Annotated in this window: 16 protein-coding genes; 3 read left to right on the plus strand and 13 right to left on the minus strand. The window is 50.1% G+C overall.

Annotated features, from left to right (window positions below):
• Positions 1 to 71 precede the first annotated feature (71 nt).
• Positions 72 to 953, minus strand: coding sequence for a branched-chain-amino-acid transaminase (gene ilvE, locus DESLBE_RS04470; protein WP_018212906.1), 882 nt, complete (start codon positions 951 to 953; stop codon positions 72 to 74).
• A 357-nt stretch (positions 954 to 1,310) separates the two neighbouring features.
• Here ilvE and DESLBE_RS04475 point away from each other — a divergent pair, with 357 nt between their 5' ends.
• Positions 1,311 to 2,606, plus strand: a complete 1,296-nt coding sequence (locus DESLBE_RS04475; protein ID WP_144675287.1) for a homoserine dehydrogenase — start codon at positions 1,311 to 1,313, stop codon at positions 2,604 to 2,606.
• Between the two features lie 39 nt (positions 2,607 to 2,645).
• Positions 2,646 to 3,539, plus strand: a complete 894-nt coding sequence (gene thrB / locus DESLBE_RS04480) for a homoserine kinase (protein ID WP_005816738.1) — start codon at positions 2,646 to 2,648, stop codon at positions 3,537 to 3,539.
• 146 nt (positions 3,540 to 3,685) lie between these two features.
• Here the strand turns inward: thrB and DESLBE_RS04485 are convergent, their stop codons facing one another.
• The 3 genes from DESLBE_RS04485 to DESLBE_RS04495 all read right to left on the minus strand — a co-directional run bounded on the left by DESLBE_RS04485 (position 3,686) and on the right by DESLBE_RS04495 (position 6,247).
• Positions 3,686 to 4,396 (minus strand): SDR family oxidoreductase, encoded by a 711-nt coding sequence (locus DESLBE_RS04485; RefSeq protein WP_144675289.1) that lies wholly within the window; start codon positions 4,394 to 4,396, stop codon positions 3,686 to 3,688.
• A 43-nt stretch (positions 4,397 to 4,439) separates the two neighbouring features.
• The gene (locus DESLBE_RS04490; RefSeq protein WP_144675291.1) at positions 4,440 to 5,123 is read right to left on the minus strand and encodes a YjjG family noncanonical pyrimidine nucleotidase; all 684 of its coding nucleotides are present in this window, start codon (positions 5,121 to 5,123) and stop codon (positions 4,440 to 4,442) included.
• Positions 5,124 to 5,365: 242 nt separating this feature from the next.
• Entirely contained in the window at positions 5,366 to 6,247 is an 882-nt protein-coding gene (locus tag DESLBE_RS04495; protein ID WP_005816742.1) for an FAD-dependent oxidoreductase, read from the minus strand.
• Between the two features lie 244 nt (positions 6,248 to 6,491).
• On the opposite strand from DESLBE_RS04495, the gene DESLBE_RS04500 reads away from it, so the two are divergent.
• A complete protein-coding gene (locus tag DESLBE_RS04500) occupies positions 6,492 to 6,863 on the plus strand; it encodes a potassium channel family protein (protein ID WP_144675293.1) in 372 nt (123 codons plus the stop codon).
• A gap of 28 nt (positions 6,864 to 6,891) precedes the next feature.
• Here DESLBE_RS04500 and DESLBE_RS27230 read toward each other — a convergent pair whose 3' ends face one another.
• The 9 genes from DESLBE_RS27230 to DESLBE_RS04550 form a co-directional block, all read right to left on the minus strand.
• Complete coding sequence (locus tag DESLBE_RS27230; protein WP_282433410.1) at positions 6,892 to 7,023, minus strand: hypothetical protein; 132 nt, start codon at positions 7,021 to 7,023, stop codon at positions 6,892 to 6,894.
• Complete coding sequence (locus tag DESLBE_RS04510) at positions 7,024 to 7,998, minus strand: (4Fe-4S)-binding protein (protein WP_243131225.1); 975 nt, start codon at positions 7,996 to 7,998, stop codon at positions 7,024 to 7,026. It abuts the gene before it with no gap.
• A gap of 16 nt (positions 7,999 to 8,014) precedes the next feature.
• Positions 8,015 to 8,968 carry a cysteine synthase A gene (cysK, locus tag DESLBE_RS04515; RefSeq protein WP_144675297.1) on the minus strand — a complete coding sequence of 318 codons (954 nt, stop codon included), beginning with the start codon at positions 8,966 to 8,968 and terminating at the stop codon, positions 8,015 to 8,017.
• Between the two features lie 73 nt (positions 8,969 to 9,041).
• Positions 9,042 to 9,821, minus strand: a complete 780-nt coding sequence (locus DESLBE_RS04520) for an ABC transporter permease (RefSeq protein WP_005816751.1) — start codon at positions 9,819 to 9,821, stop codon at positions 9,042 to 9,044.
• Positions 9,822 to 9,840: 19 nt separating this feature from the next.
• Positions 9,841 to 10,914, minus strand: a complete 1,074-nt coding sequence (locus DESLBE_RS04525) for an ABC transporter substrate-binding protein (protein ID WP_144675299.1) — start codon at positions 10,912 to 10,914, stop codon at positions 9,841 to 9,843.
• Between the two features lie 46 nt (positions 10,915 to 10,960).
• The gene (locus tag DESLBE_RS04530) at positions 10,961 to 11,851 is read right to left on the minus strand and encodes an ABC transporter ATP-binding protein (RefSeq protein WP_072774227.1); all 891 of its coding nucleotides are present in this window, start codon (positions 11,849 to 11,851) and stop codon (positions 10,961 to 10,963) included.
• Positions 11,852 to 11,919: 68 nt separating this feature from the next.
• On the minus strand, positions 11,920 to 12,588 hold the full coding sequence (locus DESLBE_RS26885) for an ABC transporter ATP-binding protein (protein WP_243131226.1): 669 nt from the start codon (positions 12,586 to 12,588) through the stop codon (positions 11,920 to 11,922).
• Positions 12,589 to 12,591: 3 nt separating this feature from the next.
• On the minus strand, positions 12,592 to 13,800 hold the full coding sequence (locus DESLBE_RS04545) for an ABC transporter permease (protein ID WP_243131227.1): 1,209 nt from the start codon (positions 13,798 to 13,800) through the stop codon (positions 12,592 to 12,594).
• On the minus strand, positions 13,772 to 14,218 hold the full coding sequence (locus DESLBE_RS04550) for a DUF4418 family protein (protein WP_243131228.1): 447 nt from the start codon (positions 14,216 to 14,218) through the stop codon (positions 13,772 to 13,774). The genes DESLBE_RS04545 and DESLBE_RS04550 overlap by 29 nt, the downstream gene beginning before the upstream one ends.
• Positions 14,219 to 14,312 lie beyond the last annotated feature (94 nt).

A 14,312-nucleotide genomic window follows, 5' to 3' on the forward strand; every position in this document is an offset into this window, starting at 1 on the left:
CTATAGTATTTGCCTTTTTTCAGAATTGTCCTTCTTAATCCGTCCTCTGATCGATAACCTTTCGCCGGAGATTATGCTTTATTAATCGGCACCCCGTCCACTAAGGTTAAATCCCGGAAATCCTTGAGAAGATCTTTAAAAATTTCACCAGGCTGACCATCGGCGATGACGCGGCCGTCGGCTTTGACCACAGGAATTAATTCGGCTGCCGTACCTGTTAAGAAGCATTCCTCTGCGTTATAGACATCATGGCGGTTAAACAGCTCTTCCCGGACTTCAAGCCCTCTCTTTTTGGCCAGTTCGATGACGGCGTTGCGGGTAACACCCTCTAAACATCCTGATGACAGAGGGGGGGTGAGCAATGCTCCCCGGCGGAGGATGAAAATGTTATCGGCGGTGCCTTCCACCACATAGCCTTCTTGAGTCAGCATAATGGCTTCCACCACACCGGCTTGGGTGGATTCGATTTTGGCCATAATATTATTGAGGTAATTCAAGGATTTCACCCGGGGGCTAAGGGAATCCGGGTTGGTCCGGCGTACGGCCACGGTTTTGACGTCCAATCCCTGCTCATACATTTCCTGGGGGTAGATTTTAATTTGGTCCGCTATACAGATAATGCTGGCGCCGACACAGTTATTGGGGTCGAGCCCCAAGTCCCCCACTCCCCGGCTCACAACCAGACGGATATAGCCGTTATCCAGGTTATTCTTGCGCAGGGTGCTGCACAGGACTTCTTCCATCTCCTCTTTGGAAATGCCGATATTCAGCATGATGGTCTTAGCCGACTCATATAAACGGTCAAGATGTTCTTTACATTTAAATATGCGGCCATGATAGGCCCGAATACCCTCAAAAATGCCATCCCCATATAAAAAACCATGATCAAATACCGAAATTTTGGCCTCAGCTTGGGTTACAAATTCACCATTAAGATAAATCAGTTTTTCCATACAAAATCTCTCCTTTAAATATCTTAAAACTGTTTATAATAGAAGATTCTCTGAATATTATAGAAAACCGAGCGGTGTTCCTACCCTCTCGAGGAACTTTCCGCTCGGGTATTTTCTGCCCACGGTGTAAATCCATGCTCTGGATTTTGTACCGCTCGGACCAGACGGAGCAGCTCCCGGAACCCTAGGTACACTTCCTGCTGTTATAATACATTCTTTCATTTATAACTAAGTTTATAATACACAGTTGGCAGTGTCAACCCATTTTGAAAAAGTCTTGTCAAAGAAAAAAAACCATATTATAATGTCCACAACGCAAACACATTTGTTTTCACAAAATGGATTGGAGGAGAATTGATGCAGGTCGTTAAGATTGGACTGCTGGGTCTCGGAACCGTCGGCAGTGGCGTAATTCAGATCCTTGAGCAAAATGCTAATGATATACAGAACCGTTCCCTAAGTCAGATTAAAGTCTCCAAGGTCCTGGTGCGGAACCTTAAGGCTCCCCGCTCAATCGCAGGGGATTTTACTCTAACCGATCAAGCCGCCGATGTTCTCACCGACCCCGACATCAGTATCGTCGTCGAAGTGATGGGCGGCATCGAACCGGCCAAAACCTATATATTAGAAGCTTTTAAACAAGGGAAGAATGTGGTGACCGCCAATAAGGACCTTTTGGCCCTTCATGGGCAAGAGCTTTTGGATGCGGCTAAAGAAGCTGGCAAAGATCTTTATTTTGAAGCCAGTGTAGCCGGCGGCATTCCTATTATCGCCGCCCTGAAGCAGTCTCTGGCCGGGAATAGAATCTCTGAAGTCCTGGGGATTATTAACGGCACCACCAACTATATCCTGACCGCTATGACCGAGCAGGGCCGGGATTATCAGGAAGTCCTGACGGAAGCTCAAGAGTTAGGTTATGCGGAAGCCGACCCGACCGCAGATGTGGACGGACTGGATGCCGCCCGCAAGCTGGCCATCCTCGCCTCCATCGCCTTTAACTCCCGGGTCACCGTCAATGATGTCTATGTGGAAGGGATCGCCAAGATCACCTCCGAAGACATCGCCTATGCCCGTGAACTCAATTCCACCATCAAACTTCTGGCTGTGGCTAAAGCTCAGGCCGACGGCATCGAGGTTCGTGTCCACCCTGCCTTCGTCCCCGACAGCCATCCCCTGGCTGCCGTCAGCGGAGTTTTTAATGCCATCTATGTGGTGGGAGACGCCGTTGGCGAAACCATGTTCTATGGCCGGGGTGCCGGTTCCCTTCCCACCGGAAGTGCCGTTGTCTCCGATATCATTCAAGTGGTCCGGAATATCAATGCGGATTCTACAGCCAATATTAATTGCACTTGTTACAATGAATTAGCCATCAAAAGCGAACAGGATTTTAAAAGCGCTTTCTATATCCGGCTGCGGGTCAAGGATGAACCCCGGGTTCTGGCTACCCTAGCCCTGCTTTTCGCCGAAGCCGGGGTGAGCTTTGCTTCCATCATTCAAAAACAGAAAAAACGCCAGGAAGCGGAAATCGTCCTGGTCACCCACCCCACTCAGGAATCCTGCTTGCGTGAAGCTCTGGATTCGGTCCGGGCCTACAGCAAAGTGCTCTCCATCCACAATGTGATTCGTTTTGAATCAGGTGAGCATTACGACTAGGCTCCAGGAGGAAGTCAATAAGAATTAAGGAGGATCATCATGGTTCGTGTCAGAATACCGGCCACCTCTGCTAACTTAGGGCCAGGCTTTGATTGTCTTGGTATGGCCCTTTCTTTATACAATGTTGTCCAAATAGAAGCTGCTGACTCTTTTCAGATCGCTTTAAAAGGGGATTATACTGCAGGCATCCCTGGGGATGAGACCAATCTCGTTTGGCAAAGTATGTGCAACCTATGGGAGGCCATTGGCTTTGAGATACCAACGGTTTCCTTGGAATTGGAAAACAACATCCCCCCCACCCGCGGCATGGGAAGCAGCTCCGCAGCCATCGTCGGCGGCTTGGTAGCAGCCAATGAATATGCGGGAGGAGTCTTGAGCAAGCAGCAAATCCTTCAGATCGCCAATCGGATCGAAGGGCATCCCGATAATGTGGCTCCGGCACTTTTAGGGGGAGTTACCCTGGCCGTCACCGCAGAGGCCTCCGTCATTGCCAGGACAGTGCATTCCCAGCCTCAATTCATGGCCTTAGCCATCGTTCCGGACTTCTATCTGTCCACCGAAAAAAGCCGCAATGTGCTGCCTGCCTCCATTTCCCGGGCAGATGCCGTCTATAATCTATCCCGGACAGCCCTGCTGGTGGAAGCATTGATCCACGAGAATCACGAGCTTCTTAAGGAAGGTATGCAGGATCGGCTGCACCAAAACCAGCGGGCAGGCCTCGTCCCCGGCCTTGGGGAAACCTTGCAGGTGGCACTGGATTCCGGGGCCTACGGTTCCGCTCTCAGCGGTTCCGGCCCTACCATCCTGGCTTTGGTCTCTTCCCACAGGGCTGAGCAGGTTTCCCAAGCCATGGTAGACTCCTTGGCAGCTCATGGCTTGACAGCCAAGGCCTACCTCCTATCCGTCGACTCGGAGGGGGCGGCGGTTATTTAAAGGGTTATCATCTTTATAGAACAGTTAAAAGGCGTCCTGATTTTGACCAGTGCCTGAGAAGAAAGGCAGTTGCCAGTGAACTTTAAAGTTCCTTGGCAACTGCCTTTTCTTATTGGGCAAATTACCAATCGGTTGGTAATTTAAATTTATTTCGAATATAAGCTTGACGAGGATACTCCTCCGTCAACGGGAAAAGCACCGCCTGTTATATACCCGGCCTCCCCGCTCACAAGAAAAGCCACCATGTTGGCAATATCCTCCGGTTCCCCAATCCGCTTTAAAGGCACACGCTCCGCGCAGCGGACAGCGGTTGCTTCATCGGGAAAACTCTTTTGCAGGAGAGGGGTATTGATTGGCCCTGGCAATACACAATTGACCCTCACTCCGCAATCTGCATATTGCTGGGCAAGGCATTTTGTCAGCATAATAAGCCCCGCTTTTGTGGTGCAGTACAGAGGAGATGTTAGTTCGGGCACAAGTCCCAAACACGAAGCGATGATAATGACCGAGCCTTGTCTTTCTTTGATTTTAGCAAGGGCATTGCGTGTCATCAGATATGTTCCTTTAATATTGATATCCACCATGTTGTCTATTTCTTCATTAGTGGTATCCTCCAAATATCTCTCAAAATAGATCCCGGCATTATTCACTAAAATATCCAGTTGAGAGATATGGGATAGTGCTGACTTAATCTGGCCATCATCACGAATATCAACATGATAGAAGGGAAACTCCTCCGGCGGCTTTTGAATATCAAAGATAATGACCTCTATCCCCGCCTCTTTCAGCCTCCCAGCAATGGCCAATCCCATTCCGGAACTGCCGCCTGTGACAACCGCTGTTTTTTTACCTTTCATAACCATCACCTATCATCAAAAATTTCCTGACTGTGAAAATATATCAGATCACCTGCAGTATGTCTTTAAGCTGCAGCAAATCTGAAATAATATAATCAATCTCAACATCAGAATCCGTGTTCCTATGCTTGGGATTATACCAGCAAGAGTCCATCTTGCTGTTTTGGGCCCCGACCATATCCGCTTCAAGGCTATCGCCGATGAGCAGCACCTCGCTGGGCTTCAACCTGCTTCTTTGCAAGCACTCCTCAAAAAACCGGACACTGGGCTTTTCATGGCCGATATGGTCAGAGACAAATACATCTGTAAAATACGGCAATAAGCCGGCTAACTCCAGACGCTTCAACTGGGTTTTCAAAATACCGTTGGAGGTCACAAAGAGTTGGTAGCGAGCGCTTAAATAGCCCAGGGATTCTGCCGCATGGGGTTCAGTGAAAAACTCTTCCGCCAATCTCTCCTGGAACATCGTCTGCAAAGGGATATGAGAACACCCAAGCTGGAGCTGTTTAAATAATTCTTGAAATCTAAGATTGATGACATCTTGAACGGTAAGTTCGCCTTGCTTTTGTTGAAGCCATAATCGCTGGTCTATGCTGCGGAACAGCTCGTAAACGGTGTCATCGTAGTCCATACTGAAATGACGGAATGTCTTGCCCAGTGCTTCCCTGCTGCACTGTTCGAAATTCAGCAGGGTATCATCCACATCAAAGAATAAAGCTTTATACACTGAGCTATCCCCCCTGAGTTATCTATTTTAGCCAATAGCCCCAAGGGCCCTATATCTCATCTTCAGTATAACAGGTATAACCTCTCGGACGAAGCGCTTTTGATCTTCAGTTTTTGGAGCTAAGCACGTTTCCTGACAAGGTAAAAAACAACAGATTTATAGCTAAAAGGCCGCCCCTAATACGAAGGTTTATTCATATTGGGGCGGGCCTTTACTTATGAGAGAGATATTTCGCTCCCGGTCTATCCTTTTTTCATCTCATCCAGATATTTAATGGCACTAAGAGCCGCCGTTCCTCCTTCCCCTACCGCTTTGTTCAGCTGATAGGGCTGTCCGGAGCAGTCCCCGGCGGCAAAGAGTCCCGGGATACCGGTCTCCAGCTCCCGGTTCACCTTGATGGCGCCTTTGTCCATTTCCAAGCCCGGAACGATCTGCTCCGCCGGCAGGCTTTCCCGGAGCACGAAGACACCGTCTACTGAGATCTCTTCGTTATCCAAGACCAGCTTTTCTACCTTTTGAGTGCCGGAAATCTCCTTAACCCTGGCTTTTTTTTGAATGATTCTGGAATCAAGCTGCCCTACCTCTTTGTAGAAAGGCAGATAATAGACTTCAGCGCAGATCTCAGCCATGAAATTGGCTTCGGCTTCTCCTTCGTGGCTGTAGGAAACAATGGCCACCTTTTTCCCTTTGTACAAAGGTCCGTCGCAAGTGGCACAATAGCCCACTCCCCTGCCCAGAAGCTCTGTCTCCCCGGGAAGAAGCTTGGTAGGCGATACCCCTGTGGCCAAAATCACCGCATCGGCTTCAAAGGATTCATTATTGCCCACCAGGGTGAAAGGCGGTCCGGGATAAATATTGAGAACTTTCCAAGGTACAACCTCAATGCCCATGGCTTTTACGTGGTTTAGAAAATTCTGCCGCAAGTCCTCCCCTTTGATTTCATGAAAACCCAGGTAATTATCAATCTGGGGAGCTTTAGCTAATTTGGGACTGCAAAAGTCACTTCCCAAAAGAATAAAGTCTTTATTTCGAATTTTGGCATTTAAGGCGGCAGACATCCCGGCGGGACCGCACCCGACAATAGCCAGTTGATAACGAGATTTTAATTGAAATCCTTCACTCATCTTCTATAACCTCCTTTGTTATCCTTTCATATTCTCCAGAAACTATCGGAATCCCTTTTCTCTCAGCAAGACCAATTTTAAGATTATTTAAAACCAACCTTTGACAATAGTTAGTATCGGCAAAGACGATAAGCACCAACCATAAAAATTTTAATTGTATCGGATTAATCTTTTATGATAAAATTTGTTTTACTGTATTTAACCATTGAAGCTATCACTAAACTTGAGAAAAGGGAGAAACACCATGATTTCTTTTATTCTGACCTTAAAACGATTACTATCCGCTGTTTATCGCATAATGAAGGAAAAAGCCTTTAAATCTTTACTGGTATCCTTGGCATTGATTTTGCTTTCCGGCACTCTTTTCTATAAACAAGTCGAAGGATGGTCCTTGCTGGATTCTTTCTATTTTGCTTTTGTCAGTCTGATTCCCACCAGTGTCTCTACCGGTTTTGTTCCCCAAACCGATCTAAGCAAGTGGTTCACGATGATTTATCTTGTTGTCGGTGTCGGGGTTATGCTGATGATATTAATCATGATCGGCTTTGCCGTTGTTAATTTTGAAAAATCGGAGCAGGAAGAGTTTAAGCAGAAAATAATTGATAAGGTGGATTAGGACTTCTCATCCAGCAAAAAACCACGCTTCATTTGAGGCGTGGTTTTTCATCTTCCGTGTTCAAGTCATTCACCTTGAGCTGCTCTGTGCGAATCCACTGATTAACATGACTTCTTCCCCCATTATAGGTGGCCAGGACCAGCTCGATATCGCTTTTCACTCAGTCCCGAAAAGCATTCTGGAATTTACGTGTCAGAGCTCCGCGCTTTTCCAGATGGGCCAGGCAGGCGCGCAGGCAGCCCTGACCGACGCACAGCCCGGCAGGAGAGTGGAAATACTGCTGGGCGTTGCGGGCATAGCTTACCTTGTCATTGACATTGGCTGCGATTTCCTCTCTGCTTGGGCGCGGCTTTCCGTCTGCGGTATGGGTCTTGGTGCCGTCAATGATATTTTGCGCATAGGCCTTGACTTCGTCCGGTGCGAAGGGGCTGAGGGCCCCGCTGCCATGAGCAAGGGCGCATTTCCCTTCGTCCAGGGAGAAGCGTTTGATAAGGGTTACATTGGGGACGTCCACGTCGTCCTTTTCGTTGCTGAGCAGGGCTTTGGCGGGGCAGTGACGGACGCATTCCCGGCACCCGTCGCAGATGGGCGTTTGCAGGATGGGACTCGGCGTCAACGGGGCGTCTGTGATCAAGAAAAAAATACGCTGGGCAGGGCCAAATTCCGGCGTCAGCAGAACGCGGCTGAGACCGATCTGCCCAACGCCGCACAACACACCCGCGATGCGGTGGTTGATAAAAACATCCGGAGCCGGCTTTGCCGTTCCGTCCCCGCCCAGGGCCGGTTTTCCCGGGGGCGTCGTTAAACGGCTGCTGCTGTACATCACGGTGGTTGCTTCATAGCCGTGGTCTTCAATAAAGTTGGCCAATTTGCGCTGCACCATGGGGGCAAAGATATTATTGATATCTGAAAATCCCGTCAAGGTGTAGGCGCTGAAGTAGGTGCCCTCTTCCACACCGCGATAGGAACCCCTGTGGACCCGAAAACCAATGCAGATCACTGATTTCGCTTTGGGCATAATTGTTCGGGGATGATTTTCAACAGGCGCCTGATCCCAGCGGTCGATGGAGCCGATGCCAACCAGATCCGCTCCGTATTCACGGGCGGCGCGCTTTACCTCTTCTGCATTTAGCATAATCACACCTCTGATCTTAAAAATGGTTGGATCCCTCATCGTACGGAAACAGCGGCGTTGACAAGTAACGTTCACCGGTATCCGGCAGAAGCACAACGATTTTCTTGCCTTCCAGCTCTCTTCTGGCTGCAATCCTGGTGGCCGCATAGAGGGCGGCACCGGATGAGACTCCGACCAGGAGTCCTTCCGATTTCGCCACTTCTCTGGAGGCTTCAAAGGCTTCCTCGTTTTTGACCCGGAATATTTCATCCACGAAGCTTGGGTTGAATACTTTGGGAATAAAGCCGGCGCCAATTCCCTGAATCGCGTGAGGGCCCGGCTGTCCGCCCGAAAGAACGGGAGAATTATAAGGCTCAACAGCCACAACCTTGATTCCGGGATTTACCGCCTTCAGGGCTTCTCCCACGCCGGTAACCGTTCCACCCGTACCTACTCCGGCTACAAAGACGTCTACCTTCCCTTCGGTATCCTCCAGTATTTCCCTGGCTGTCGTCTCCCGGTGAAAGGAAGGGTTGACCGGATTGCTGAACTGATCCGGAATAAACGATTTACTTATTTGTTCTTTTAGTTCTTCGGCCTTGCGGATGGCGCCGCCCATGCCCTGAGTGCCCGGCGTCAGCACCAGGTCCGCGCCCAGCGCCCGCAAAAGCCGCCGCCTTTCCACGCTCATGGTATCCGGCATGACCAAGACAATCCTGTATCCCTTGGCTGCCGCCACAAAGGCAAGGCCGATGCCGGTATTGCCGCTGGTCGGCTCAATAATCGTCGTATCCTGATCGATAGCACCCTGTTTTTCGGCATCCTCGATCATGGCGTAAGCGATTCTGTCCTTAACACTGCTCTGCGGATTGAAGTATTCCAGCTTGGCGATGATTTCAGCGAATAGATTTTTGCCTTTTGAATACCGGTTCAAGCGCAGCAGCGGCGTTTTTCCAATTAAATCCGTCAGATTATCTGCGATTTTTGGCATAGGGTTCCTCCCTCTTTCATTGTTGTGTCCTTACAGGCAAGGTTTTTCAAGGTGGTCGGGCGCCTCCGCAGCCTCATGGCGTATCCGCTCCGTCCCGCCAGCGGAAGCTGCGCTTTTCAACCTTTTCAAGAGTATAATTAAGGGTTACGCCGAACACGGCCATGACGATCAGGACAGCATACATTTCCGGGATTTTAAAATTGGACTGATAGAAGAAAAGCGCATAGCCAAGCCCCTTGCTGGCCCCCATCATCTCTGCGGCGATCAGGATCAGGATGGATACGGTGGCGGAGATGCGCATCCCTGCAAAGATATAGGGCAGGGATGCGGGCAGGACAACGGTTCCGAAGAGCCGCAGGCTGCCGACGCCCATGGAACGCGCCGCCTTAATGAGCTGAGGGTCTACATTGCGCACACCGGCTATGGTGTTGAGGAGGGTCGCCCAGAGAACCCCCCACAAGATGACCATGGTTTTGGAAAATTCCCCGATGCCGAAAAACATGACGAATACGGGCAAAAGGGCCAGGGTGGGCATGTTCCGGAACACTTGGAGAAGAGGATAGAGGAATACCTCTGCCTTTTTAAACCATCCGATGACAAGCCCCAAGGGAATAGCGACAAACATTCCCAGAGTAAAGCCGCTGAGGGAACGCATCAGACTGATTGAGCAGTGTTTCCACAACTCACCGCTGGCGGCCAGGCCGTATAATGCTTTAACCACCTTGGAAAACGGGGGGAAAAACACCGGATTGAAAATCTCAAGGCGCGCGCAGATTTCCCATATCAAGATGAAGACAATAATGGCAAGGGATGAGTTGAAGAGGTGTGTTGCCTTTTTTGTAAATTCTTTCATAGATATACTTCCCTACTGCTTACTTTCCTATAGTGGCATCGGAGACGGGGACGTCCTCGGGAACAAATTGATTGGTGTAAACTTCTTCAGGGCTGATATCCCCGTGTTCCCAAAGCCCCATCGTTTCAGCAATCTCAAACCAATCCTCGATATACGCCGGGTCGATGCTTTTGTTTTGGTCAAAATTGTTGGAGCTTAAATCGGCCGGATCCAGCTTCAGATATTCACCGGCCTCTTGCTTGGCGTAATCCAGGTTGTTATTAATAAATACTCTGGCGCGGTACATGGCGTTAACAAATCCCTGCACAACGTCGGGATGAGCTTCGATAAATTCATCGGAGAAAGCCCGGGCTGAGAAGCCTGCTCCAGGGCTATGGAAAATATCCCAGCTTGTGGCAAGCAGACGTACATCACCCTGTCTGAGCGCCACACCGCCATAAGGTGTATGGGAAGTGGTAACGTCGATCAGTCCCTGGGTGACGGCTTGTTCCGCCTGACCCGGCTGGTTCATCGTCACAAATTCAACGCTGTCAGGATCAAGACCCTTGTTTTTAAGATAATACTTGATGTATCCGTCCGTGCAGACTCCGCTGAAGCTGACGCTCACCTTTTTCCCCACCAGATCGTCCAAAGTCTTAAGGGGGCTGTCTTTTTTGACGAGATACATGATATGGGGGTTATCGGCATCGTCTACAAAGCCGGGGGCCACCTGGGTTATCTTGACACCCGCCAGACGCGCCTTCGCAATATCAGCCGGATGCCCCTGAGTGACCACATCAATAATACCCTGGGCCAGGGCCTGATATTGGGTCACCCCCTGTCCCAGTGAACCGACATACTCGATTTGAATGCCTTCGTCTGCAAAAAATCCCAGCTTATCGGCGATGATCGTGTCGCTAAAGGTGGTCTGCGTAACCACTTTAAGTACGAAAGGTTTGCCCTCCGCTGTCGCTCCCGGTTCTGAAGAACCATGGGGTGCCGGCTGAGGGGCGCTTGCCGACGAAGTGCAGCCTGAAAGTACCAGGGTCAGCGCCATGAAGAAGGTGAGGACGAGAGAGCTGAATCTTTTTTGTTTTAAAAGGGATTTTTTCATTTTAATACCTCATTTCTTTGTCATTGCAGTTTGCATATTGATTAGGTTACAAAAGCGCTGAAGGAGAAATTTCATCAGCAATGCTCCCATGGCTGTGATGTTTCCCGGGTTGCTCCACATCGTTGAGAATTTCCCAGATAAATCGGGTGATGGAGCTGTAATCGGCCGAAGCGCGCATATCTCCTGCAGTGCGCGGACGGGGAAGATTGATATCCAGGATTTTTTTGATTCTGCCTGGATGTTTGGTCATCACCACTACCCTGTCCGAAAGCAGCACAGCCTCCTCAATGCTGTGGGTGATAAACAAAATGGTTTTTTGCGTTTTTTCCCAGATGCGCAAAAGCTCATCCTGGAGAACCTCCCGGGTCTGCACATCCACCGCCGCAAAGGGTTCATCCATCAGAAGAACCGCCGGATCATAGGCAAGGGAACGTGCGATAGCAACCCTTTGACGCATCCCACCGGAAAGTTCATTGGGATAGCGATTTTCGAAGCCGTTCAGCCCCACAAGGTCGATATATTTTTTGACAATAGCCTCCCGCTGCTTTTTCGGTACGCGCTTGACTTCCAGACCGTATTCCACATTCCTCTTGGTGGTGCGCCAGGGGAAAAGGGCGTATCCCTGCATGATAAAGCCGCGGTCCAAGGCGGGACCGGTAGCCCGCTTGCCGTCGATATAAATTTCACCCTCCTTTGACTTGGTAAGTCCCGAAACAATGTCAAGAAGGGTGGATTTCCCGCAGCCCGAGGGACCGACGATGGATACAAATTCCCCCTGCCGGATGGACAGGCTGAAATTTTCCAGTGCCACAAATTCCTCCACACTCTTTTGTCCCGGATTGCGTATAAAGAAACTTTGCCTAAGATCCTTGAGCACGATTTTGGCATCTTCTCCGCTGTTTGAGGCCGAACCTCGCTTCTCCACCGCTACTGACATATACATTCTCCCTTTCATAAGTTTTCTCTGGATAGCCCCGGACGTTAATCCGGAGCCCCCCTCCTTTTTTAAGCGGGCTCAACCAGCCGCCCCCTCTCCATAATCCAATGTCGATTGCCGTATGGGATAAATTCAGGATTATGGGTGACAAGGACGATAGCCACACCGCTCCTCGCTACGGAGGAAAAGAGCTTCATAACCTCACCCCCTGTTTCAGGATCAAGATCTCCTGTCGGTTCGTCTGCCAGAAGCAGAGCCGGAGAGTTGATCAGGCCGCGGGCAATGGTGATCCTGCGCAGTTCTCCACCGGAAAGCTCCCCGGGGTAGGCGTTTCTCAAATGGGGAATGCCCATTTGCTCCAGCAAGCCCCAGGCCTTATCCACGGGCCCTTGCCCAGAGCGGTAAAAGCGGAACGGCAGCAGCACATTATCGAGAACGGTTAAATTCGGGAGCAGGCTCTGGCCCTGGGGAATGAAGCCAATCTGTTCGTTGCGCAGCCGGGACAGCTCATCGTCCCTGAGGTTGGAAAACTTCTGTCCGTTGAAAACAACCGTTCCCTGGGTTGGCGGCAACAGACCTGCCAGCAGGTTTAAAAGCGTACTTTTGCCGCTGCCCGAGCGCCCGGTTATCAAGATAAAATCCTCTTTGCCAATGGCGAGGCTGACATCGTTGAGGGCTAAAAAAGGTTCTCCGCCTCTTTTATATTCCTTCTGGAGATTTTCGGCCTGTAAAAGCATCGGTCAATCACCTCCCGGCCGGAGCGCTTTGTCCGTCAGGCTGCCTATTCTGGCCGAGGAAACAGCTGAGGTAAGAAGCCCCACAGCAACCGCTATCACAAATCCGCTCAAAATAATGAGGAGGCTGCTTAAGTGCCCGGGTGTTATATAAGGCAGTGATAGCTCCCGTTCAATCAGCGGACGGAATGAAAAAGCCAGAACACCGAATACCAGCACACCCGTCCCAGCTCCCGCGATACTGGTCAGGAATGTTTCCGTCAGGATCAGATGGGTCAGCCACTTTCGGGAAGACCCCAGCGCTCTGTAGATGGCAAACTCCCGTTTTCTTTCATTGAGTGTGACGGAAAATACAATCATCAGAACCCCCACGGACACCCCCCACAAGATGAACAGTAACGCGAGACAAAAGGCGAGCAAGGCATTGATATTCTGGGTCAGGCTGCTGATCATGTTTTTCGTGAAGATGAATTCAAGGCCGCTCCCCCTGTATTTGTCGTTGATATAGCGCTGAAATTCGGTGGTATAGCCTCCGGGAATATCGGCGGTCACCACAGATACGGCGTGAGCCTGATCCGGGATCTGAACGTCAGTGTAATAAACGTATTCCTTAAGGGCCGCCCTGGCGGTTTCCATGTTGAAAAAAACTGACGTGTCAAAGCCCATTCCTGTTTGCTCAAGCTTGGCGACCACCTGGTAATAGGAATCAAAAAAAAGCAATTGATCCCCGATATCAGCCTGGATATTCGCGCCAATCACGATATCCCTGAATCCCAGCTTTTGAGGCCTGGCGGAGGATAGCCACGGCCCAATCACAAAGTCGGTATCAGGATCATAGCCGATAAGCTGAACAGGAAAAGCGCAGTGGTCCGAGTCCAGGGTGGCTATAAAAAGCTGTGGCGATGCTTGGGCGAAGTCGCCGCTCTTAAGCACTTGCTCGGCCCTATCCCCATCAATGTAGAACGTACTGGGTTCCCCCTGGAGCAATACACCTTCCGTTTTCTGTTCATAGCCTTTCGGTACAACGAGCACATCCGCTCCCAACCGGGAGGAAACACTGTCCAAACCGTTGAACAGGCCATAGGAGAGCATCCCTCCGGCAATCAGCGAAGAGGACAGAAGAGCGACAAGTGCAATCAGGCCTATGCTGCGAAATGGCCTCCGGCGCAGGTTTTTTAAGGATAGGTCAATCAAGCTTGGGGAAAACATGCGCATCAGGAACGGACTCCTTCCTGTATTTTACGAAAAGAAACCCGGTGCTCCCGGCAGAGATGATGATGGAAAGGATGGTGAGTATGTTCAGGGCCGGAAGAGTTACAACCCGGCAATCCATAGTCGCTTCTCCGCAGACCCCAATCAAAAAATTCGGGATCAGAAAAGCCAAAATACTATTGAACAATATTGCCAAACTAAGTCCGGCCAGAAGGGGTGTGCTTTTCAAAAAGATGACCGCAGCGCCCAGCAAAGCAATGACTCCCCCCACGCCAATAAGAGCTCGTGCCGTCCAAAAGCAGGCTGTTGTTGTACCGTGATGCTGTTCGCAGATCTTGAAAATATACTGCGGACCCAAAGCAATGAGGATACCCAGGATAAGAATGGAGATGCCAAGCACCAGCCGGGAAGTTCTTTTCATAATCATTTTGCCCCCTTTTTCACCTTTGTCTGAAACGAGCCGGTCTGCCCAATAAAATAACCAGAGGACGTTGTGTTGTTCAAGCAACACGCGG

The organism is Desulfitobacterium sp. LBE, from assembly GCF_007830365.1.
GTDB classification, from domain to species: domain Bacteria; phylum Bacillota; class Desulfitobacteriia; order Desulfitobacteriales; family Desulfitobacteriaceae; genus Desulfitobacterium; species Desulfitobacterium hafniense.